Below are 19953 nucleotides of genomic sequence, written 5' to 3'. Positions count from 1 at the left end.
GGCCTCGCGTGTCGTGGGGCCGGTTCTCATCCGCCTCGCCGTTCAATGAAAAGGCTGTTACCGGATCGCCGCTTGGCCTGGTGCTTGAGCTCGGAAAGATCTTCGGATATCGCCAGAACGTCGCGGCCGCGACCATCACTTACCGGCTTTGCCGCCAGCGACAGACTGACGAAGGGATAGAACGTCACGCGGCCCTGCCGATTCTCGACCCGTACTCCGCCGGCTCGACGATCCTGCGCATCGTAGAAGTCCGGCGCCATGGCGCCGAATACTGTCAGAATACGGTGACAGCACGCCTCCCAACCGGCATCGTCCAGCAGCAGCATGAAGTCGTCGCCGCCGACGTGACCGACAAACCCTGTCTTACCGACCTGCTCGTCGAGCAGTTGAGCCAGCGCCAGGATCACCCGGTCGCCCCGCGCATAGCCGTAGGCGTCGTTATAGGCCTTGAAGTTATCGAGATCGCAGTAGACAGCGGTGAAGGCCTTGCCATGCTCCAGCCATTCGCCCAGCGTCTCGTTGATCATCAAGTTCCCGGGCAAGCCGGTGAGAGGGTTGGCATGGCGCGCTTGACGCACCTGAATGGCGGTGATTTCGCGCAGCAGGTCGACGATATTACCCATGCCGCGATAGCGGCCCTCGCCGTCGACGATGACGAAATCCTCCTGGGGCACATCCGCACTGTCAGTGAGCTGCTGGCTGAGTAGAGTCAGCGGCGTTTCATCGACGGCCACAACGAAGCGCGAATCGCACATGTCCCGCACCAGACGCCTGGCGAACAAGGAATGACTGTAGGGATTGGTGAACAGCGTCAGGAACTCGCTGCGCCGCACCACACCGACCGGCCTGTCGTTTTCCACCACCGCCACACAGCGCAGGTCCGGCTCGCTACGAAACCGCCCGCTCAACTCCAGTACCGGCATCCGCGGCTCGATCGGTACCAGCGGCTTCATGATGGCGTGGGCGCTGCGTACCAGTCCGTGACGGGCCGAGGCTCCGACCGGCAGTGAGCGGCCAATATCTCTCGACGGGGTCTGGCTGGGACGGGCAAAGTAGTAGCCTTGCAACAGCGACAGGCTGCGATCCAGCTCCCATAGTGAGCGGTACTCCTCGGCGGTTTCCACGCCTTCCGCTATCAGCTGACAGCCGAGGCTGCGCGATACATCGAGAATCGAGCGCAGGAACTGCCGCTTGTCGGGATCCTGATCGATGCCGGTGATGAAGTGGCGGTCGAGCTTGACGAAGTCGGGGCGCAGCTCGGCCCAGTGACGCAGACTCGAATGGCCGGCCCCCAGATCGTCCAGCGCGACCTGAAAGCCCATGTCGCGATAGTGCTCCACCGCCTGGCGCATCAGCACGTAATCGGTGATCGGCAGATGTTCGGTGAGTTCGATGACGACACGATTGGGAGCCAGCCCATGGTCGCGCAGATAGCCCAGGGTCAACCCCTCGCTGAAGTCCCGCTCGACGATAGTCAACGGCATCACGTTGAGGAACAGCCTACCGGGCAAGCCTAGCCGCACGAAGGCGGCAATCGCCAGGCGACGGCACAGCAGATCGAGCTCCACCAGCAGGCCCGACTGGATGGCCACTTCGAACAGGGCCAACGGGGAGTGCAGCCTGGAGCCTTCGGGACCACGGATCAGCGCCTCGTAGCCGTGCACGCACTGCCTGGCGACATCGACGATGGGTTGAAAGCATGGCGTAAGCCGCTCGCCCTCTATGATCGCCCTGAGTTCGCACTCATCTGTGTCGAAGGTCGTCATGGTCAGCCCCGTGGTTTCGTCATGGAGAGATTGCAACGCATCGGTGACAGCACCATGACACGTAATGTAACGCTTTTTCACATTCATGAAACCTGATTGACACGCAACGGGCCTAGCGTAGTTGGCGACCATCATGCCTAGGAGAGTCTCCATGTCGCCTCGTTCCATCGCCGTCCTATCGGGCGCCCTCGCCACCACCCTGTCGCTTTCCGCCCAAGCCGCCACCGAGATCGAATGGTGGCACGCCATGGGCGGCGAACTGGGCGACATCCTCGTGGAGATCACCGAGGACTTCAACGCCTCCCAGGACGACTACCGGGTACGCCCCAGCTATCGCGGCAACTACACCGAGACCATGACCGGTGCCATCGCCGCCTTCCGCGCCCGCCAGCAACCGCACATCCTGCAGGTATTCGAGGTCGGCACCGGCACCATGATGGCCGCCGAGGGCGCCATCTATCCCATCTACCGGTTGATGGAAGAGCATGGCCGCGCCTTCGACCGTGAGGCCTTCCTGCCGGCGGTGGTGGGCTACTACACCGACACCAGCGGCAACATGCTCTCCTTCCCCTTCAACTCCTCCACGCCGATCATGTACTACAATCGCGAGATCTTCGCCGAGGCTGGCCTGGAGGGAGCGCCGACGACCTGGGAAGAGATGGAGGAGTACTCCCGCCGCATCGTCGACAGCGGCGCCGCCCGCTGCGGCTTCACCACCTCCTGGCCGAGCTGGGTGATGCTGGAGAATTTCTCCGCCATGCACGATTTGCCGCTGGGCACCCTGGAAAACGGCTTCGGCGGCCTGGAGACGGAGTTCGTCTTCGACAACGAACACGTCGCCCGCCACTGGGACAATCTCAAGGCATGGCAGGACGAAGGCCTGTTCCGCTGGGGCGGCCCCGGCCCGGGCGACGACGCCGCACCGATGTTCTACGCCGGCGAGTGCGCCATGTTCTTCGGCTCCTCGGCCTCCCGCGCCGGCGTGCTGGCCAATGCCGACTTCGAGGTGGGCTACGGCATGCTGCCCTACTACACCGATATCGAGGGCGCGCCGCAGAACTCCATCATCGGCGGCGCCACCCTGTGGGCGCTGCAGGGCCACAGCGACGAGGAGTACGAGGCGGTGGCCGCCTTCTTCGAGTATCTCTCCCAGCCCGACGTGCAGGCCGACTGGCACCAGCGCACCGGCTACCTGCCGATCACTCAAGCGGCCTGGGAGCTGAGCGAGGAGCGGGGCTTCTACGCCGACAACCCCGGCGCCGACATCTCCATCGAGCAGATGAACCTGAATCCGCCCACCGAGAACTCCAAGGGGCTGCGTTTCGGTAACTTCGTGCAGATCCGCGACCTCATCTCCGAAGAGATGGAAGCGGTGATGACCGGCGCCAAGAGCGGCGAGCAAGCCACCGCCGACGCGGTACGCCGCGGCAACGTCCTGCTGCGTGACTTCGAACAAGCCAACCGATAACAACACGCTTTGCGCCGCCCTCCCACGAGGGCGGCGCTCTTTATTGGAACGGATGGGTATGAGTCCTTCATGCAAACCAAGCGCATGACCTTCCCCGGTCGCTGGCTTCCCTACGCATTGCTGGCGCCCCAGGTTATCGTCACCCTGATCTTCTTCATCTGGCCAGCGGGCCAGGCCCTCTATCAATCGCTGTTGCGTGAAGACGCCTTCGGCCTGAGCTCCACCTTCGTCGGCCTGGACAACTTCCGCCGCCTGCTCGGCGACCCGCTCTATCTCAACTCATTGAGCGTCACCACGGTGTTCGCGGTAGGCACCACGGCGCTCTCGATGGGCGTGGCCCTGCTGCTGGCGGTGACCGTCAACCGCCTGCTCCGCTCCCGCAATCTCTACACCACCCTGCTGGTGTGGCCCTACGCCATCGCCCCGGCCATCGCCGGGGTGTTGTGGTGGTTCATCTTCCACCCCACCATCGGCATCCTGCCTTATGTGCTGGAGATGCTCGGCTACCGCTGGAACCACCGTACCTCCAGCGTGGATGCCATGATCCTGGTGATCTTCGCCGCCGCCTGGAAACAGATCGCCTACAACTTCCTGTTCTTCCTCGCCGGCCTGCAATCGATACCGCAGTCGCTGATCGAGGCCGCCGCCATCGACGGCGCCGGTCCCGTCAAGCGCTTCTGGAGTATCGTCTTCCCGCTGCTGGCGCCCACCACCTTCTTCCTGATGGTGGTCAACGTGGTCTACGCCATGTTCGACACCTTCGGCGTCATCCATGCCACCACCCAGGGCGGCCCGGCCCAGGCGACCAACATCCTGGTCTACAAGGTCTACGCCGACGGCTTCGTGGGCATGAACCTCGGCAGCAGCGCCGCCCAGTCGGTGATCCTGATGATCATCGTCATCGCCCTCACCGTGGTCCAGTTCCGCTTCATCGAGCGGCGCGTCAACTATTGAAGGAAGAGGCATGGTCGAACATCGCCCCTTGGGTAATGCGCTTACCCATCTGATCCTGATCCTCGGCGTGGCGCTGGTGCTGTTTCCGGTCTACGTCGCCATCGTCGCCTCCACCCAGGGCCCCGGTGAGTTCCTGCGCGGCACCCTGCCGCTGCTGCCGGGCGGCCACGCCCTGGACAACTACCGCCTGATGTGGGAGAGCGGCCTGTCCCGCTCGAGCGCCCCGCCCGCCGGCCAGATGCTCTGGAACAGCCTGATCATGGCGCTGGCGATCACCATCGGCAAGCTGACCATCTCGCTGCTCTCGGCCTTCGCCATCGTCTATTTCCGCTTTCCGTTCCGGCTGTTCTTCTTCTGGCTGATCTTCATCACCCTGATGCTGCCGGTGGAGGTCCGCATCATCCCCACCTTCCGCGTGGTGGCAGACCTGGGCATGCTCAACAGCTTCGCCGGGCTGTCGATTCCGCTGATCGCCTCGGCCACCGCCACCTTCCTGTTCCGCCAGTTCTTCATGACGGTGCCGGAGGAGATGCTGGAGGCGGCACGGGTGGACGGCGCCGGCCCCTTCAAGTTCTTCAAGGACATCCTGCTGCCGCTCTCCATCACCAACATCGCCGCGCTGTTCGTGATCATGTTCATCTACGGCTGGAACCAATACCTGTGGCCACTGCTGATCACCACCGACCCGGATTACTACACCATCGTGATGGGTATCCAGAGCATGACCGCCGACGAAGGCAATACCCCCTGGCACCTGGTGATGGCCGCCGTGGTGATGGCCGCGCTGCCCCCGGTGCTGGTGATCCTGTGCATGCAGCGGCTGTTCGTGAAGGGCCTGACGGAAACGGAGAAATAAGATGGCGCGCTTGAAACTGGAAGGCCTGAAGAAGACCTACGCCGGCGACGTGCAGGCGGTGAAGGGCATCGACCTGGACGTGGCCGACGGCGAGTTCGTGGTGCTGGTGGGTCCCTCGGGATGCGGCAAGTCCACCCTGTTGCGCATGGTGGCGGGGTTGGAGAGCATCACCGAGGGCGAGCTGACCATCGGCGAGCGCAAGGTCAACGACCTGGAACCCGCCCAGCGCGACATCGCCATGGTGTTCCAGAACTACGCCCTCTACCCGCACATGACGGTGTACGACAACCTCGCCTACGGCCTGAAGAACCGCGGCTTCAAGCGCGACGAGATCGAACGCCGGGTGCGCGAGGCCGCACGCATGCTCGAAATCGAGGAGTTCCTGCCGCGCAAGCCTCGCCAGCTCTCCGGCGGCCAGCGTCAGCGGGTCGCCATGGGCCGCGCCCTGGTGCGCGAGCCGGAGGTGTTCCTGTTCGACGAGCCGCTCTCCAACCTCGACGCCAAGCTGCGCGTGCAGATGCGCGTCGAGATCAAGCAGCTCCAGCGCCGTCTCAAGACCACCAGCCTCTACGTCACCCACGACCAGCTTGAGGCCATGACCCTGGGCGACCGCCTGGTGGTGCTCAACGGCGGACGCATCGAACAGGTCGGCACGCCCATGGAGATCTACGCCCGCCCGGCCTCGATCTTCGTCGCCACCTTCATCGGCTCGCCGGCGATGAACCTGATCCCGGTGGCGTACTTGAAGGAGAGAGGCAATGGCCTGCTCGACGACCTGCCGCCGGACACCGATCTCGTCGGCATCCGCCCCGACGACCTGCGCATTCAGCCGCCGGACGCGCCCCACCTGGTGGTGGAATCGACCCTGGAGCTGTTCGAAGCCGCCGGTGCCGAAAGCCATCTCTACGTGCGCCTCGCCGGCAGCGACCAGCCCAGCGTGATCCGCACCGCCGGTCAATCGCCGGTGGCCGAGGGCGAAACGCTGCGGTTCCATGTCGTCCGCGAGGCGCTGCATCCATTCAATAGCGCGAGCGGCAAGCGGACGGTGTAGAGGGAAAGGGCTAACGAAAAAGGGTTTTCCAATAACCTGGCCTCTGGATCACCCCAGAGCCACCAACCAGAGCCCCGCCATCATGATGGCGGTACCTCCCAGCTTGGCCAGGGACGGACGCTCCTTGAGCCACAGAATGCCCAGAACCACCCCGAGGGGAATGGAGAGCTGGCGCAGGGCGACGATCTGGCTGACCGCCTCGCTCTGCGCCAGGGCCACCAGCACCAAGCCATAGGTGACGGTAATCATCAGACCGGTAAGTAACATGGCACCACGCGCCTCACTCCAGAGCCGTGTGAACTGACGCTGCTCCGAAGGCAGCGCAAGAAGCAACGGCAAGGCCCACAGCGGAGTCACCAAGGCCTGGAGCACCATGAAGACCGCCCCGGCACTCAGCGCCGAGAAGCCTGCTTCGACCATCAGCGCCAGGGCCCGGGCATCGATCAACGAGTAACCTACCGTGGCCAGGGCTGCCAACAGGGCAAAGGCCAGCGCGGGCGTCAGGTAGTTGGCAAGCCGAGGTGCTCCGGCCAGCGGCAGGCAGAGAGCACCAACCAGGATAAGGCCCATGCCGGCCACTTCCATGGGGGTCAAGCGCTGGCTGCCCAACAGGCCAACCGCCACAAGTGGCACCAGCACCACCGGCAGGGCCCGAGCCAGGGGGTAGAGCACGCTCACCTCTCCCCGGGCGTAGGCCCAGGCCAAGCCGCCCATATAAAGCATCTGACACAGCCCCGAAGCGGCCAACCAGCCCCAGAAGCTAGGCGGTAAGCTTGCCAGGGGCGGTCCCAGGACCAGTAGAGGGCTCAGCACCAGGCCGCCCGCGGCGATTGCCAGAGTGAAGAAAGCCAGCGACGGCGCACGTCGCTTGCCCAGCAGGTTCCAGCCGGCATGCAGGCAAACCGAGAGCAGCACCAAAGCCAGGGCAACCGGGCTCACGGTCGCTCACCGCGGGCCAGACACCCCTTTACCCCGCCCTCGGCGTCATGCTCATCGAGCGCCTGAAGGAAGGCCGCCACCGCCCAGGAGCCCCAGTCGCGGCACATGGCGGCCTTGACGGTGGCGCTGGTAGTCAGCGGCCCCGGGGGCAGCAAGTAGGGATCGGTCATGGCATCGCGCATTGGTTTATTCCAGTGGATCTGGGAAAGCGTTGGGGATGGCGGGCCTAGCCCGCCTGGCGCCAGCGCTGGGCGCGGGTCAGCAGTAGATGGCTCAGGGTCGCATGGACGAGCTTCACCCCCAGGGAGGTGAAGAAAATCAGCACTGCCATGGCCGCCGCGCTGGCGAAATAGCCCGCCTCGTCCAGGTGCATCACCGCCACCGAGGCTAACCGGGTGTCGCTGGTATACAGGAACACCACCGCCGAGACCGTGGTCATGGCGTTGACGAAGAGGTAGACCGAAACATCCAGCACTGCTGGGAGCGAGACTGGCAGGGTCACCCGGCGCAGCGTGGTCCAGAATGGCACCTTGAGAGAGGCTCCCACCGCCTCGAACTCCGAATCAAGCTGCTTGAGCGCGGTGATAGAGGTGAGATGGCAGACGGTATAAAAGTGCACCAGGGTGTTGAGCACCAGGATCGCCAAGGTGCCATAGAGCCAGTTGAGGGGGTTGCCGGCCTGGTTGAAGAAGAAGATGTACGCCAATCCCAACACCATGCCCGGTACCGCCATGGGCAGCATGGCCAGCAAGTGCAGCCCCTGGCGCAGCGGCCGATAGCCGTCGCTCTTCTCCACCAGCCAGGCGTTGACGAAGATCACCAGGGTACCAACCACCGCCACCGAGAAGCCGAGCTTCACGGAGTTCAGCCAGGCTGCCCAACCGCCGCCAGCCAGCCCCTCGAAGGCATAGTGGCGCAGGGTCAGGGACAGGTTGTAGGGCCAGAACTGAACCAGGGAGGCATAGATGGCGGTGCCGATCACCGTCAGGATCACCGCCCCCACCGTGTAGCAGATCAAAGTGAAGACCCAATCCCTCAGCGGGTTGGGAGTGGGCTGCCAGGGCACCGCACGCGACGACAGCTGGGCCACTTGGCGACGCTGTACCCAACGATCCACCGCGAAGGAGGCCAGCGCCGGCAGCAGCAGGATGACGCTGACCACGGCGCCCATCTGAAAATTCTGCTGCCCTACCACCTGCCGATAGACGTCGGTGGCCAGCACGTGAAACTGTCCACCGATGATCTTGGGCACGCCGAAGTCGGTGATGGCCAGGGTGAAGACCACGAAAGTGCAGGAGATGAGTCCATAGCGAATCCCGGGCAGGATGATGGTGAGGAAGCTGCGCCACTTGGCGGTTCCCAATGTCTCGGCGGCTTCGTAGAGTCGCGCGTCGCTGGTGGACAGTGCGGTGGTGAGGATCATCAGCGCATGGGGAAATATCCAGAAGCACATGCCCATGACGATGCCGATCGGACCGTAGATGCTCTGCCCCATCAGGGCCTCGCGAAACCAACCCTGGTTGCCAAACAGATAGACCAGGCTGATAGCCGGAAGCAGCGATGGTGCCAGGATCGGCAGGATGGCCAGCATGCGGAACAGCCGCTTGCCAGGCATGCAAGTGCGGGTAATGCCGTAGGCACAAAGGAATGCCAGCCCCACCACGATGACGGTACTGCTCAATGCGACCACCAGGGAATTGACGATGGAGCCCGCCAAGGCTGGCGTCTGAAAGTAGCGCACGAAGTTGGCCAGACCGACGAAGTCGCCGCTGCGGTCCTGGACGCTCTTGATCAGCATGGCGGCAAGCGGAAACAACAGCCCCAGCGACAGGAAGACAAGTGCGAACAGCAGCACCCCCAACCGAACCAGCGTTTCGCTGCCGAGGCGTCCGGTCAGGATCGCGGGACGAGCCATCATGCCCGCGCTCCCGGATCGGCAAACAGGCGCAGTGCTTGAGGCGGCAATCTAACCCCAAGCGTCTGGCCCGGCATCAAGACATCGGCCTCCCGAGCATTGATGTCCGCAACCAGCGTTTGCCCACACTCCTCCAGGGTCAAACTGATCCGCTGGAAGGCACCGAGGAACTCGACATGCTCGACCCGGGCCCGTAATCCCTGTTCCGCATCACACAGCTCCACCGCCTCGGGACGAATGGCCAGCCGGGCCCGCTCACACCCGGCAACGTCATGTCTGGGGCAGTCGAGGAGATGGCTCCCCAGGCGCAGAACATCCCCATCCTCGGGGAAAACCGTGAGGAAATTCATGCTGCCGATGAACTCGGCCACGAAGGCGCTGGCAGGCTGGCGGTAGATTTCCGCGGGAGTTCCCACCTGCTCGATCACACCATGATTCATCACCACGATGCGGTCGGCCATGGTCAGAGCCTCCTCCTGATCATGGGTGACCATGATGGTAGTGACACCCAGACGGGCCTGCAGAGCCTTTATCTGCCCCCGCAAGTGCACGCGCACCCGCGCATCCAGGGCCGAGAGCGGCTCGTCGAGCAATAGCAGTGCCGGTTCGGTGGCCAAGGCACGGGCCAGCGCGACCCGTTGCTGCTGCCCACCGGATAGCGCCGCCGGGTACTTGGACTCGCTGCCGGTCAAATCAACCAAAGCCAGGAGCTCATCGACACGCTTGCGCATGGCCTGACGGTCGTCACGCTGATTGCGCAGCCCATAGGCTATGTTGTCGAACACCGTCAGGTTGGGGAACAGCGCATAGGACTGGAAGACAATGCCGAAGTCCCGGGCCTGGGGTGGCAAGTGCGAGATGTCTTGGCCACGCTGGACGATACTTCCGCTGCTCTGTGGCGAGAGGCCGGCGATGGCCCGCAACAGGGTGGTCTTGCCGCAACCGGAAGGGCCTAGAAAGCAGACGAACTCACCTTCACGGATGGTCAGATCGATCTCGTGCAGGGCGGTAAAATGGCCGAAGCGTTTGGTGAGACCGCAGATACCGAGATGGATGTCCGTCTCGGTATCTGCGGCCTGCCCCACTGCGGCTGCCCTGCGGGGCAAGGGCGCGGTAAGGGTAGTCATGAAGATACTCCTGACCCCGGCGCCAGACGCCGGGGCGTTGACAGGTGATACGACGATACTCAGCGGCTCTCGCTCTTGCCGTCGTAGCGGCGCTGCCACTCTTCGAGGAGACGCTCGCGGTTGACCGCAGCCCAGGCGAAGTCGGCATCGATCATGCGTTCGGTGATGTCCTCAGGGTAATTTTCGATGGGCTGAGCCACGCCGGGGTAAGCCACCACCGCGTAGCCCTCGTTGTAAAGCTCGTTGGCCTCCCGCGAGACGGCCCAATCAAGCAGCGTCTCGGCGGCCTCACGGTTGCCGCCCCCCTCTACGATGGCGGCCGCCTCCATGTCCCACCCCATCCCCTCCTCGGGGAAGACCAGCTCGATGGGCGCCCCCTGAGACTTGAGACGAGCGCCGCGGAAGGCGAAGGAGATACCCACCACCGCCTCGCCGGAAGCGGCCAGGTTGCAGGGCGCCGAACCGGAGTGGGTGTAGCGAGCAATGTTGTCGTGGAGCCGATCCATATAGTCCCAGGCGGCCTCTTCACCCCATAGCTGCATCCAGCTGGCCACGTCCAGGTAGCCGGTGCCCGATGAGCTCGGGTTAGGCATGACCACCTGCCCCTGATACTCAGGGCGGGTGAGGTCTTCCCAAGTGGTGGGCATGGGTACGCCCAGGCGCTCGCCTTCGATGGTGTTGTAGCAAATGGCTGCCACCCAAGCGTCCATGCCGACCCAAGCCGGATCGTGGCCATTCTGGGCGGACGGATCGACGAACTTGGGATCCAGCGCTTCGACGCCCTTGGGCGCGTAGCGCGCCAGCAACCCCTCTTCCTCCAGCACCAGCAGGCTGGTCGCGGCCAGCCCCCAGATCACGTCGGCACGGGGATTATCCTTCTCGGCTAGAAGGCGAGCAGTGATCACTCCGGTGGAGTCACGCACCCAGTTGATCTGAATGTCAGGATGAGTTTGGTTGAAGCGCTCGGCGTACTTCTGCAGATCGTCGGACTCCACCGCGGTGTAGACGGTGAGCTGGGTGGCGGCCTGGGCGGCAGTGGCCATGGCAAGGGCGACAGTGCCACCCAGCAAGGATCGGCTGAACAGGGTCATGAGGGGGTCTCCGGGGGTCTGAGGTAAACAAGCCAAACTGGTATAGACCAGACTTTGACGACCTCGCATGACAACCCAGTGACGGTTGCCTGAAGGATGCGTGAAGAAACGGCCAAGCGCGACCAAGGAGACGCCAAACAAATTTCTAAGCCTTGTTCTCGAGCTCCACGGTTATGCACAGTGCATCGTGCAGCCAATGTTCTTCGTCATACTCCACTGGACGACGCTGCGCATCGAAGATGGCGCGGCGCACACTGAGCCCCGCGGTACCGGGGGCTACCCCCAGTTCAGCGGCTTCGCGCTCCGCCAAGGCTTCGGAGTAGAGACGCAGAGAGCGATGAGCCAGGGTCAACCCCCATCGACTGCGCAGTTCGCCCCATAGCGAGTTGGCCGCAAAATCTCCCTGCAACAGATCCGGCGCACGTGCCGGCACCACCCAAAGCGACTCTGCCAGTACCGCTCGGTCATCGACGAAGCGACGCCGGCGAATGTGATGAAAGGAACAGTCGACGGGCAGCCCCAGCGCCTCGGCAGCGGGGCGATGAGGCCGGGTATCGGTATGCAGTACCTCAGTACGAGGGCGACGCCCCTGGGCGCGGACATAGTCGTTGAAGCCGGCATCCCGGGTAGGATCGTAGTCGAGGCGCGCCGGGGAGACGAACCAACCGCGCCGATTACTGCGATGGATGAGCCCCTCCCCCTCCAACTGAGCCAGAGCTTGGCGCAAAGTAACCCGAGTGGTTCGAAAGCGTTCCGCCAGGGTCCGCTCGGCGGGCAGGCGCCCCTCTTCGAAGGCCTCCGGGCCGCTGAGCAGCTCACGCAGATGATCAGTGAGGCGCAGATAGTAGGCATCACTCATATGGCACTCCCTGTCAGCCAGCAAGGCATCGACTAATAGAGAACGTGCCCAGGAAGTACGAGATCAAGATCGCTGCATTGATTGACGCTGCGGAATGTTCGTGCCTGAGCGAGACGCAGAATCAACCGACCCGTGCCTTACACGGGCGCCAGTCCAGCCGCTCCCAGCCCTCTACCCGAGCCACTTCGGCAAGTACCGCGTCGGGGTTCACCGCCACCGGGCGGTCCACCTGGCCAAGTAGCGGCAAGTCGTTCTGGGAGTCGGAATAGAACGTCAGATGGCTGGCAGCGCCCTTTTCCGCCAGCCACTGCTCGAGACGAGCAATCTTGCCATCCCGATAGGAAAGTATTCCAGTAGTGCCACCAGTGAAATACCCTCCCTGCAATGCCGGCTCCACGGCGATCACCGCCTCGATACCCAGCTCGGCAGCAATCGGTGCCACGAGGTGCCGCGACGAAGCGGAAATGATCATCGGCGTCTCACCCCGAGCGCAGTGTTCGGCGATGCGCACCCGCCCTTGAGCAAACAGCCGCGGCAGGATGCGCGCCGCGACGAAGTCCGCCACCTCGGCATCAACCTCATTCATATGGCGCCCGGCCAAGGGAGCCAAGGTCAAGGACAGATACTTCTCCAGACGCAGGCGGCCAGTGTGGTAGGCCGCATCCATAGCCTGTGCATGGGCCAGAAACTCGCCCGGTGAGTCAATCCAGCCACGCTCTACCATCCAGGCATTCCAGAGCGCGCTGCAATCGCCATCCAGCAAGGTATCGTCGAGATCGAACAGGGCAAGGTGCATGGCATCCTCCACAAGCCTGGGTTCCAAGAAGCCCCGTAGCCTGCGTCATTCCAGTGACAAGGGCATGACACCCATTGCGCAACCAAGAGCGGCTATGTCCATCTCGATGGCCCCGATAAGTAGCCATACAAGTGAAAAAGCGAGAAATCAGTAGTTTTCAGGAAACAGCTCCCGTTCCACCAGCTCGATCAGGATGTGAATGACCTGGATATGCAACTCCTGAACTCGATCGGCATATTGCCCTGCTGGAGTGCAGATCTCAGTGTCCGACAGCTCGCCAAGCGTAGAGCTGGGACGACCGGTTAACGCGATGACATGGATCCCATGGCGGCTCGCGTAATCCGCCACGGCGAGCACATTGGTACTCGTGCACTGGTGCTGATGGCCAACAGGCAATCCCCCTCACGGCCATGGGCCTCCAAGTAGCGAGCAAACACCCGGTCATAGCCATAATCGTTACCGACACAGCTCAAGTAACTCGGGTCACTGATGGAAGCCGCTGGCAACCCCTTGCGATGCAACCGATAACGGCCCGACAACTCTTCGGCGAAGTGCATGGCATCGCACATGGAGCCGCCGTTGCCGCAGCTGAATACACGTCCACCACGACGAAACGTATTACTGAGCTGCTGCCCAGCTGTGGCAAGTGTGCGTAGGGTCTCTCCATCATCCAGTAAGGCATCCAGTGCCGCCCGTGCCTCGCTCAGGCTTTGATAGACGTGCTGTTCCATTTCCCTCATGACACTTCGCCGCCTTGTAGACACATGAAAATAAAGCGTATCACCCTGGCTCATCGAAGTGACAAGGGACAACACGCCGATACTCCACAGGCTAGCCGAAGCATTGAGCGTAAACACCCGCTCCCACCGTGGCAGGAAGAGAGCATCACACTGTCACCATGACGTCACTCAGACCGCGCAGGATGGGGAGGCCACCGCCATGCCGAGCCAAGCCATGAACATATTGATGTTGTCCGACGTCTACTTTCCCCGCATCAACGGTGTCTCCACCTCGATTGCCAGCTTCCGCGATGCGCTGGAAAGGCTCGGCCATTCCGTCACCCTGGTCTGCCCCGGCTATCCCGTGGGGCAAGTGGATGAGCCGAACGTACTGAGGATCTCCTCGCGCGGCGTTCCAGGCTCCCCCGAAGATCGCATGATGCACTATCGCGAGGTGATGAAGCTGACGCCGAGTCTCGCCGCAGAGCAATTCGACCTGGTGCACATTCACACTCCATTCGTCGCCCACTATGCTGGCGTGGCGTTAGCAAGGCGGCTAAGCATTCCGGCCCTGGCCACCTACCACACGCTGTTCGAGGAGTATCTCCCCCTCTATGTTCGCGGCGTACCCAGCCGTTGGTTGCGCTTCCTCGCCCGGCGCCTCTCGGTGTGGCAGTGCCGCCGGCTGGCAGCGCTGGTGGCACCGTCGCATGCCATGCACGACACACTCCTGGGCTATGGCGTCAAGACGCCCATGGCAGTCATCCCCACCGGGTTGGCGCTGGAGCACTTCCGTCACCCCGTCGAGGACGATGATTTCCGCGACCGCTACCACCTGCCGAAAAACGCCCGCCTGCTATTGTTCGTCGGACGCCTCGCCTTCGAGAAGAACATTGCCTTTTTGATCGACCTGCTGCCCCGTGTGCTGGCCGAGCACCCCAATACGCGCCTGATCATTACCGGCGAAGGACCGGCCCGAGCAGCCTTGGCACGCCGGGCACGGCAGATCGGCATGGAGTACGCCGTGCACTTTCTTGGCTACCTGGACCGCAACGGCCCGCTGCAGGCCGCCTACCGTGCGGCTGATGCCTTCATCTTCGCCTCACGCACCGAAACCCAGGGGTTGGTGTTGCTGGAGGCCATGGCGCTGGGCACCCCGGTTGTGTCCACCGCCATGATGGGCACCCGCGACGTGCTGGTGGACGGTTCGGGCTGCCTGATCGCCGACGAGGATCTCGACGACTTCGCCGCCAAGGTGAACCGACTGCTTGGCGATGACGCGCTGCGCGGCGAACTGGCGCAGGGGGCCATGGCTCATGCGGCAGGCTGGCACGAGGACGCCAAGGCCACCGAACTGGCCGGGCTTTATGCTCGAATAGCAGGGAACGGTAACGCCAGGGCGGTACCGCTCACCACGCTGGCGGCCTCCAGTACCCAACTGACGGTATCGTCTGCGACAGAGTCATTGACCTCCGAAGCCAATGAAAAGGAACAGACACCAGTCATGTGAGACACCGTCAATTTTTCGACATCTGCCGGCAGTAACATAGTGACTTTGGCCATGACCCACGAGGCTCGGCATGACAGACGTTACCTCTCCCGCCCTGATCGACACGCTAAAGCAAGCCGCTCAGGCGGCCGGCGAGATCCTGCGCGAGGGCTACCGAGCCGCCGGCACGATCGACTTCCAGTGCAAGGGCGCCTCGGACTTCGTGACCGACTACGACCGGGCCGCAGAGCATGCGATCATCGACACCGTACGCAGCGTTCACCCCGAGGTGGGTTTCCTGGGCGAGGAAACGGGCGCAACGTCAACCCAGGACGGCAACGTCACGGTAGTCATCGATCCGTTGGACGGCACCAACAACTTCCTGCACCGGGTGCCTCACTTCTCGGTTTCCATCGCCGTGTGCGAGCACGACCGATTGACCCATGGGGTCGTCTACCAGCCGCTGCTCGACGAGACGCTGTGGGCAGTTCACGGTCGAGGGGCCTTCCTGAATGACCGACCTGTCGACCCGCCCCCGGCGCGGCCGTTGACCGAGATGCTCCTCGCCACCTGCCTGCCCTATCATGCCAAGGGCGACTGCCCCACCAGCCTACGTCAGCTCACGGCACTGATGCCGGCCGTAGCAGGGATCCGCAGCCCCGGTTCGGCAGCTCTCGAGATTGCCTATACCGGCCTTGGTCGTTTCGATGCCTTCTGGTCCCAGGGGGCACGACTCGATCTGTGGGACGTTGCAGCCGGCATCGTCTTTGCCCGTGAGGCGGGACTCGTCGTCACCGATCTGGAGGGCAACGCCAACCCCACCGAGTGGCGGAGCCTGCTGGTGGCCCGTGCCGGGCGGCACGGTGAACTGCTCGACGCCTTGCGACAGGCAGGCTGAAGACCTCGGCACACTTCACGCTCGCCCGGCCTACATCGTCACCCTTCTGTCATCATCCATCGTTAGCGTCGGAGATTCCTAGCGCTTCAACAGGAGAAACCCCGATGCCACGGCACCAGCGCGAACCGCTCAGTGACGAAGAGATCGAGTTCCTGGCCCAGTTGGCAAACGGCAACGCCCTGGCCCGTCATCGCCGTCGTGAGTGCGAGCGGCGGCGCTCGACGCGTAAGCACCAGCCCAACGAGCGCGAGTGAGGTTGACGCGCTACGGGCAATGGCGACTCGCCCTGCCATCGTCACCTAGCAGAACCTGAGCCGCCACAATGGAGAGACCCGCCACACGCTCACGCCCCTGGATGCGAGCCATACCCTATTTCAGCGTAACGCACCTATCACCGCCACAGCTCGACAGGCTGAAGCCATCCGCTCGCATCCACCATCGTCTAGCATAATCAGTACCGCATGATGTGATCCTTGGAAACAGGGGCCAGCGCCGGGCACGACGATGCCCACGGTAAACCTCTCGTGACTCGAGCCTGCTACGCTGAACTTGGCAACGACGGATCACGTTCATCAGGAGGAAACCGATGCCTGGGCAAATGGATCATGCCAACTTGTTCGACGATGCCCGTTCCCGTCTGGAGGAGGTGTTCGACGCCATCGGCGTACAGGGCGATGCCAGGGAACGCCTGAGGCAGCCCAGCCTGTCCCTGCAGATGAGTGTGCCGGTGCGCATGGATGACGGCAGCCTCAGAGTCTTTCCCGGCTGGCGCGTGCAGTACAGCAACATCCTGGGGCCGGCCAAGGGCGGCATTCGCTTCCACCCGGAGGTCAGCCAGGAGGAAGTGACCACGCTGAGCTTCTGGATGGCGGTCAAGTGCGCCGTAGTCGACCTGCCCTACGGTGGCGGCAAGGGAGGCGTCAAGGTCGACCCCAAGCAGCTGTCGAAACTGGAGCTGGAGCGCCTGGCACGCGGCTACGTACGCGCCATCGCCGACATCATGGGGCCCGACCGCGACATCCCCGCCCCCGACGTCAATACCAATGCCACGGTCATGGGCTGGATGGCCGATGAATTCGACCACTTGGCCCGCGGCAAGGTGCCTGCCGCCATCACCGGCAAGCCACCCGCCCTGGGCGGCTCGCTGGGCCGTGTCGCCGCCACCGGGCGCGGTGCCCTGCACGTGCTGGACCTGTGGGCTGCCCGCGAACGGCGTAAACCCGAGGAAACCACCGTGGCCATCCAAGGCTTCGGCAACGCCGCCTATCACTTCGCCCGCCTGGCCCATGAGCGGGGTTACCGTATCGTCGCCGTCTCCGACTCCAAGGGGGCAATCTACAGTCGCGAAGGCCTCGACCCCGACCCCATCATGGAGCAGAAGACCCGCAACCAGCGCCTGCACGACATGGTCTACTGCGACGACTCGGTATGCATCGCCGAGGACGTGGACAAACTCGAGCGCGACGAACTGCTCACCCTCGAAGTCGATGTCCTCGCCCTCGCGGCGCTGGAGAACCAGATCCATGAGGATAACGTCGACCAGGTCAAGGCCCGCGCCGTACTGGAAATCGCCAACGGCCCCGTCACGAGCCAGGCCGATGAGCGCCTCGAGGAGCGCGGCGTGCCGGTACTACCCGACGTGCTGGCCAATACCGGCGGGGTGATCGTCAGCTATTACGAATGGGTACAGAATCGCAGCGGGGAACGCTGGGCCGAGGAGGACATCAACGCGCGGCTGGCCGAGCGCCTGGAGCGCCAGAGCCAGTTGGTCCTCGAGCGTGCCGAGCGAGAGGAAATCTCCTATCGCAAGGCTGCCTACCGCCAAGGCATCGAGCGCATTGCCGAAGCCATTCAACTGCGCGGAAATTGCCAGGATAGCGAATGAACGCTGCGGCTCCCGTTCGGGCTAGTGTTCGACGCAAGGTGACAAGAACGGTAGCGGAAGGCGACAATGGCGACCCCTTGCAAGACGACCCGGGCCGCCATGACGGAACCCTTGACCCTTCTATATCGGGACGACTACCTAGTGGCCGTGCACAAGCCGTCGGGATTGCTGGTCCACCGCTCCAAGCTGGCACAAGGCGAGAGCGTCTTCCTGCTGCAGCGGCTACGCGACCAACTGGGCCAGCGTATCTATCCGGTGCACCGCCTCGATCGCCCCACCTCGGGCGTGATGGTCTTTGCCCTGGATCCGACCACCGCGGCTCGGCTAGGCGAGGCTTTCGCCCAGCGCCAGACGAGCAAGCGCTACCTGGCCGTGGTGCGCGGTACCGGCCCGGAACATGAGCGTCTCGACTACGCCCTACGCGAGGAGGACGGCAGCCGTCCCAAGGCGGAGATGCCCGCGCTGGAGGCTCTCACCGAGATCAGACGGCTCGACAGCGTGGAGCTGCCCGTCCAAGTGGATCGCTACCCCACCAGCCGCTATTCGCTGATGGAGGTCCTGCCACTCACCGGGCGGCGCCACCAGATCCGCCGCCACCTCGCGCGGCGTGGCTACCCGATCATCGGCGACGCCAAGCACGGCAAGGGCAACCACAACCGCTTCTTCGCCGAGCGCCTGGATTGCCCGCGGTTGCTGTTGGCCGCCGTGGGCCTGAGTTTCGAGCACCCGGTCGAGGGTTACCGGCTGGCCGTGGGCTGTCGCCTGGACAGCGTCATGGAGGCGCTGTTCCGGCGCTTCGGCTGGGCCGGCCACCTGCCGGTCGACTCGGCCCGACGTGTCGAAGCCGACACGCTTCCCATCTGACACTTCAGCCGGAGATTTGCGACACTGCCATGACTGTTTCGTCACACTCACCGCATGCCGCACCGCCACCCCAGGACGACTACGATTTTCGCTTCGGTGGCATTCGGCGCCTCTACGGCACCCGCGCCCTCGAGCGCTTTCGCCGCGCTCATGTCGTGGTGGTAGGCGTGGGTGGCGTGGGCAGTTGGACAGTGGAGGCGCTGGCCCGCTCGGGCATTGGCCGGCTCACCCTGATCGATCTCGACGATGTCTGCGTGTCAAACGTCAATCGTCAGCTCCCGGCTCTCGACGGTACCATCGGCCGACCCAAGGTAGACGTACTCGCCGAGCGCTGCCGGGCGATTCAGCCGGGCATCGAGGTGGTAGCGGACACGGCCTTCGTCACCCCGACCAACCTGGCCGAGCGCATCCCCGTGGATGCCGACTACGTGGTCGATGCTATCGACAGCGTGATGGCCAAGGCCGCGCTGATCGCCTGGTGCCGGCGGCGCAAGACGCCCATCGTGGTGGCGGGCGCCGCCGGCGGCCAGACCGACCCCACGCGTATCAAGGTAGCGGATCTCGCGCGTACCGAGCACGATCCGCTGCTGGCCAAGGTGCGAGCTCGCCTGCGCCGGGATTACGGCTTCTCGCGTAATCCCAAGCGCCGCTTCTCCGTGGAGTGCGTCTATTCTGACGAACAACTGGTCTACCCGGGCTCGGATGGCGAAGTCTGCCTGCAAAAGCCCGGCAGCGGCGAGTCAACCCGGCTCGACTGCGCCTCCGGCGTGGGCGCGGCCACCTTCGTTACCGGCGGCTTCGGCTTCGTTGCCGCCTCGAGGGTGCTGGCACGCTTGGCCAAACGAGCCGCCCAGAGTGACAGCCAATAACGCCAAGAACCCTTGAACTGGAGCCCAACGCGATGATCCACCCCCTCCCCGTTCCCGGCATCTACAGCCATTACAAGGGCAACCGCTACGAGGTGCTCGGTGTCGCTCATCACAGCGAAACCGAAGAGCTACTGGTGGTCTACCGCGCGCTGTACGGCGACTACGGCCTGTGGGTGCGACCGCTGTCCATGTTCACCGAGACCGTGGAAGTGCGCGGCGAGCCAGTACCGCGCTTCGATCTCGAAAAGGCGTTCTAGGCACAGATTCCAGTCACAGAGGCTCTAATAAAAGGTTCTACGCATTCTGGCGTGAAGGCGAAGTGATCTTAGGGAAAGGCAGGATAGAGAAACGGCGGTAAATCCGAGTAAGCTGATGTTCGCCAAAACGCCCAGCCTACGGATACCGCC

Annotated in this window: 21 protein-coding genes; 11 read left to right on the top strand and 10 right to left on the bottom strand. The window is 63.6% G+C overall.

Annotated features, from left to right (window positions below):
• Nucleotides 1–26: 26 nt before the first annotated feature.
• Entirely contained in the window at nt 27–1766 is a 1740-nt protein-coding gene (locus HOP51_RS12480; RefSeq protein WP_234274228.1) for a bifunctional diguanylate cyclase/phosphodiesterase, read from the bottom strand.
• 151 nt (nt 1767–1917) lie between these two features.
• On the opposite strand from HOP51_RS12480, the gene ugpB reads away from it, so the two are divergent.
• The 4 genes from ugpB (at nt 1918) to HOP51_RS12460 (ending at nt 6095) form a co-directional block, all read left to right on the top strand.
• Complete coding sequence (gene ugpB / locus HOP51_RS12475) at nt 1918–3234, top strand: sn-glycerol-3-phosphate ABC transporter substrate-binding protein UgpB (protein WP_234274227.1); 1317 nt, start codon at nt 1918–1920, stop codon at nt 3232–3234.
• 69 nt (nt 3235–3303) lie between these two features.
• Nucleotides 3304–4188, top strand: a complete 885-nt coding sequence (ugpA, locus tag HOP51_RS12470; protein ID WP_234274226.1) for a sn-glycerol-3-phosphate ABC transporter permease UgpA — start codon at nt 3304–3306, stop codon at nt 4186–4188.
• Nucleotides 4189–4198: 10 nt separating this feature from the next.
• Entirely contained in the window at nt 4199–5044 is an 846-nt protein-coding gene (ugpE, locus tag HOP51_RS12465; RefSeq protein WP_234274225.1) for a sn-glycerol-3-phosphate ABC transporter permease UgpE, read from the top strand.
• A 1-nt stretch (nt 5045) separates the two neighbouring features.
• Entirely contained in the window at nt 5046–6095 is a 1050-nt protein-coding gene (locus tag HOP51_RS12460; protein ID WP_234274224.1) for a sn-glycerol-3-phosphate import ATP-binding protein UgpC, read from the top strand.
• A 48-nt stretch (nt 6096–6143) separates the two neighbouring features.
• Here HOP51_RS12460 and HOP51_RS12455 read toward each other — a convergent pair whose 3' ends face one another.
• The 9 genes from HOP51_RS12455 to HOP51_RS12415 form a co-directional block, all read right to left on the bottom strand.
• On the bottom strand, nt 6144–7034 hold the full coding sequence (locus HOP51_RS12455; protein WP_234274223.1) for an EamA family transporter: 891 nt from the start codon (nt 7032–7034) through the stop codon (nt 6144–6146).
• Nucleotides 7031–7216 carry a hypothetical protein gene (locus tag HOP51_RS12450; RefSeq protein ID WP_234274222.1) on the bottom strand — a complete coding sequence of 62 codons (186 nt, stop codon included), beginning with the start codon at nt 7214–7216 and terminating at the stop codon, nt 7031–7033. Before HOP51_RS12450 ends, HOP51_RS12455 begins: the two co-directional genes overlap by 4 nt.
• Nucleotides 7217–7260: 44 nt before the next feature.
• Nucleotides 7261–8952 carry a putative 2-aminoethylphosphonate ABC transporter permease subunit gene (locus HOP51_RS12445; protein ID WP_234274221.1) on the bottom strand — a complete coding sequence of 564 codons (1692 nt, stop codon included), beginning with the start codon at nt 8950–8952 and terminating at the stop codon, nt 7261–7263.
• The gene (locus HOP51_RS12440; protein ID WP_234274220.1) at nt 8949–10076 is read right to left on the bottom strand and encodes a putative 2-aminoethylphosphonate ABC transporter ATP-binding protein; all 1128 of its coding nucleotides are present in this window, start codon (nt 10074–10076) and stop codon (nt 8949–8951) included. Before HOP51_RS12440 ends, HOP51_RS12445 begins: the two co-directional genes overlap by 4 nt.
• A 59-nt stretch (nt 10077–10135) precedes the next feature.
• A complete protein-coding gene (locus tag HOP51_RS12435) occupies nt 10136–11167 on the bottom strand; it encodes a putative 2-aminoethylphosphonate ABC transporter substrate-binding protein (protein WP_234274219.1) in 1032 nt (343 codons plus the stop codon).
• 145 nt (nt 11168–11312) lie between these two features.
• Nucleotides 11313–12026, bottom strand: a complete 714-nt coding sequence (locus HOP51_RS12430) for a UTRA domain-containing protein (protein WP_234274218.1) — start codon at nt 12024–12026, stop codon at nt 11313–11315.
• Between the two features lie 121 nt (nt 12027–12147).
• Nucleotides 12148–12822, bottom strand: coding sequence for an HAD family hydrolase (locus tag HOP51_RS12425; protein WP_234274217.1), 675 nt, complete (start codon nt 12820–12822; stop codon nt 12148–12150).
• A gap of 147 nt (nt 12823–12969) precedes the next feature.
• Nucleotides 12970–13179 (bottom strand): phosphoheptose isomerase family protein, encoded by a 210-nt coding sequence (locus HOP51_RS12420; RefSeq protein ID WP_234274422.1) that lies wholly within the window; start codon nt 13177–13179, stop codon nt 12970–12972.
• On the bottom strand, nt 13125–13553 hold the full coding sequence (locus tag HOP51_RS12415) for an SIS domain-containing protein (RefSeq protein WP_234274216.1): 429 nt from the start codon (nt 13551–13553) through the stop codon (nt 13125–13127). Before HOP51_RS12415 ends, HOP51_RS12420 begins: the two co-directional genes overlap by 55 nt.
• A 223-nt stretch (nt 13554–13776) precedes the next feature.
• On the opposite strand from HOP51_RS12415, the gene HOP51_RS12410 reads away from it, so the two are divergent.
• From HOP51_RS12410 to HOP51_RS12380, 7 genes are all read left to right on the top strand, one after another.
• Nucleotides 13777–15051 carry a glycosyltransferase gene (locus HOP51_RS12410; protein ID WP_234274215.1) on the top strand — a complete coding sequence of 425 codons (1275 nt, stop codon included), beginning with the start codon at nt 13777–13779 and terminating at the stop codon, nt 15049–15051.
• 70 nt (nt 15052–15121) lie between these two features.
• A complete protein-coding gene (locus tag HOP51_RS12405) occupies nt 15122–15928 on the top strand; it encodes an inositol monophosphatase family protein (RefSeq protein ID WP_234274214.1) in 807 nt (268 codons plus the stop codon).
• Nucleotides 15929–16032: 104 nt separating this feature from the next.
• Nucleotides 16033–16182, top strand: coding sequence for a hypothetical protein (locus HOP51_RS12400; RefSeq protein ID WP_234274213.1), 150 nt, complete (start codon nt 16033–16035; stop codon nt 16180–16182).
• A gap of 332 nt (nt 16183–16514) precedes the next feature.
• Complete coding sequence (locus tag HOP51_RS12395) at nt 16515–17813, top strand: Glu/Leu/Phe/Val family dehydrogenase (RefSeq protein WP_234274212.1); 1299 nt, start codon at nt 16515–16517, stop codon at nt 17811–17813.
• A gap of 99 nt (nt 17814–17912) precedes the next feature.
• Nucleotides 17913–18677, top strand: coding sequence for a pseudouridine synthase (locus HOP51_RS12390; protein ID WP_234274414.1), 765 nt, complete (start codon nt 17913–17915; stop codon nt 18675–18677).
• Nucleotides 18678–18706: 29 nt separating this feature from the next.
• Nucleotides 18707–19546: a tRNA cyclic N6-threonylcarbamoyladenosine(37) synthase TcdA gene (tcdA, locus tag HOP51_RS12385; protein WP_234274211.1), complete on the top strand. Its 840-nt coding sequence runs from the start codon at nt 18707–18709 to the stop codon at nt 19544–19546.
• Nucleotides 19547–19578: 32 nt separating this feature from the next.
• Complete coding sequence (locus HOP51_RS12380) at nt 19579–19803, top strand: DUF1653 domain-containing protein (protein ID WP_234274210.1); 225 nt, start codon at nt 19579–19581, stop codon at nt 19801–19803.
• The last annotated feature ends 150 nt before the right edge of the window (nt 19804–19953 follow it).

It is taken from the genome of Billgrantia zhangzhouensis (assembly GCF_021404465.1).
Classification (GTDB): domain Bacteria; phylum Pseudomonadota; class Gammaproteobacteria; order Pseudomonadales; family Halomonadaceae; genus Halomonas; species Halomonas zhangzhouensis.
Note: the sequence above shows the minus strand (reverse complement) of the source record. Positions and strands in the feature narration are given on the sequence as shown.

What these genes read in the sequence shown, in the direction of transcription:
- HOP51_RS12480 (WP_234274228.1), bottom strand. Translation starts at nt 1,766, where the DNA reads ATGACGACCTTCGACACAGATGAGTGCGAACTCAGGGCGATCATAGAG.
- ugpB (WP_234274227.1), top strand. Translation starts at nt 1,918, where the DNA reads ATGTCGCCTCGTTCCATCGCCGTCCTATCGGGCGCCCTCGCCACCACC.
- ugpA (WP_234274226.1), top strand. Translation starts at nt 3,304, where the DNA reads ATGCAAACCAAGCGCATGACCTTCCCCGGTCGCTGGCTTCCCTACGCA.
- ugpE (WP_234274225.1), top strand. Translation starts at nt 4,199, where the DNA reads ATGGTCGAACATCGCCCCTTGGGTAATGCGCTTACCCATCTGATCCTG.
- HOP51_RS12460 (WP_234274224.1), top strand. Translation starts at nt 5,046, where the DNA reads ATGGCGCGCTTGAAACTGGAAGGCCTGAAGAAGACCTACGCCGGCGAC.
- HOP51_RS12450 (WP_234274222.1), bottom strand. Translation starts at nt 7,216, where the DNA reads ATGCGCGATGCCATGACCGATCCCTACTTGCTGCCCCCGGGGCCGCTG.
- HOP51_RS12445 (WP_234274221.1), bottom strand. Translation starts at nt 8,952, where the DNA reads ATGATGGCTCGTCCCGCGATCCTGACCGGACGCCTCGGCAGCGAAACG.
- HOP51_RS12440 (WP_234274220.1), bottom strand. Translation starts at nt 10,076, where the DNA reads ATGACTACCCTTACCGCGCCCTTGCCCCGCAGGGCAGCCGCAGTGGGG.
- HOP51_RS12435 (WP_234274219.1), bottom strand. Translation starts at nt 11,167, where the DNA reads ATGACCCTGTTCAGCCGATCCTTGCTGGGTGGCACTGTCGCCCTTGCC.
- HOP51_RS12430 (WP_234274218.1), bottom strand. Translation starts at nt 12,026, where the DNA reads ATGAGTGATGCCTACTATCTGCGCCTCACTGATCATCTGCGTGAGCTG.
- HOP51_RS12425 (WP_234274217.1), bottom strand. Translation starts at nt 12,822, where the DNA reads ATGCACCTTGCCCTGTTCGATCTCGACGATACCTTGCTGGATGGCGAT.
- HOP51_RS12415 (WP_234274216.1), bottom strand. Translation starts at nt 13,553, where the DNA reads ATGGAACAGCACGTCTATCAAAGCCTGAGCGAGGCACGGGCGGCACTG.
- HOP51_RS12410 (WP_234274215.1), top strand. Translation starts at nt 13,777, where the DNA reads ATGAACATATTGATGTTGTCCGACGTCTACTTTCCCCGCATCAACGGT.
- HOP51_RS12405 (WP_234274214.1), top strand. Translation starts at nt 15,122, where the DNA reads ATGACAGACGTTACCTCTCCCGCCCTGATCGACACGCTAAAGCAAGCC.
- HOP51_RS12400 (WP_234274213.1), top strand. Translation starts at nt 16,033, where the DNA reads ATGCCACGGCACCAGCGCGAACCGCTCAGTGACGAAGAGATCGAGTTC.
- HOP51_RS12395 (WP_234274212.1), top strand. Translation starts at nt 16,515, where the DNA reads ATGCCTGGGCAAATGGATCATGCCAACTTGTTCGACGATGCCCGTTCC.
- HOP51_RS12390 (WP_234274414.1), top strand. Translation starts at nt 17,913, where the DNA reads ATGACGGAACCCTTGACCCTTCTATATCGGGACGACTACCTAGTGGCC.
- tcdA (WP_234274211.1), top strand. Translation starts at nt 18,707, where the DNA reads ATGACTGTTTCGTCACACTCACCGCATGCCGCACCGCCACCCCAGGAC.
- HOP51_RS12380 (WP_234274210.1), top strand. Translation starts at nt 19,579, where the DNA reads ATGATCCACCCCCTCCCCGTTCCCGGCATCTACAGCCATTACAAGGGC.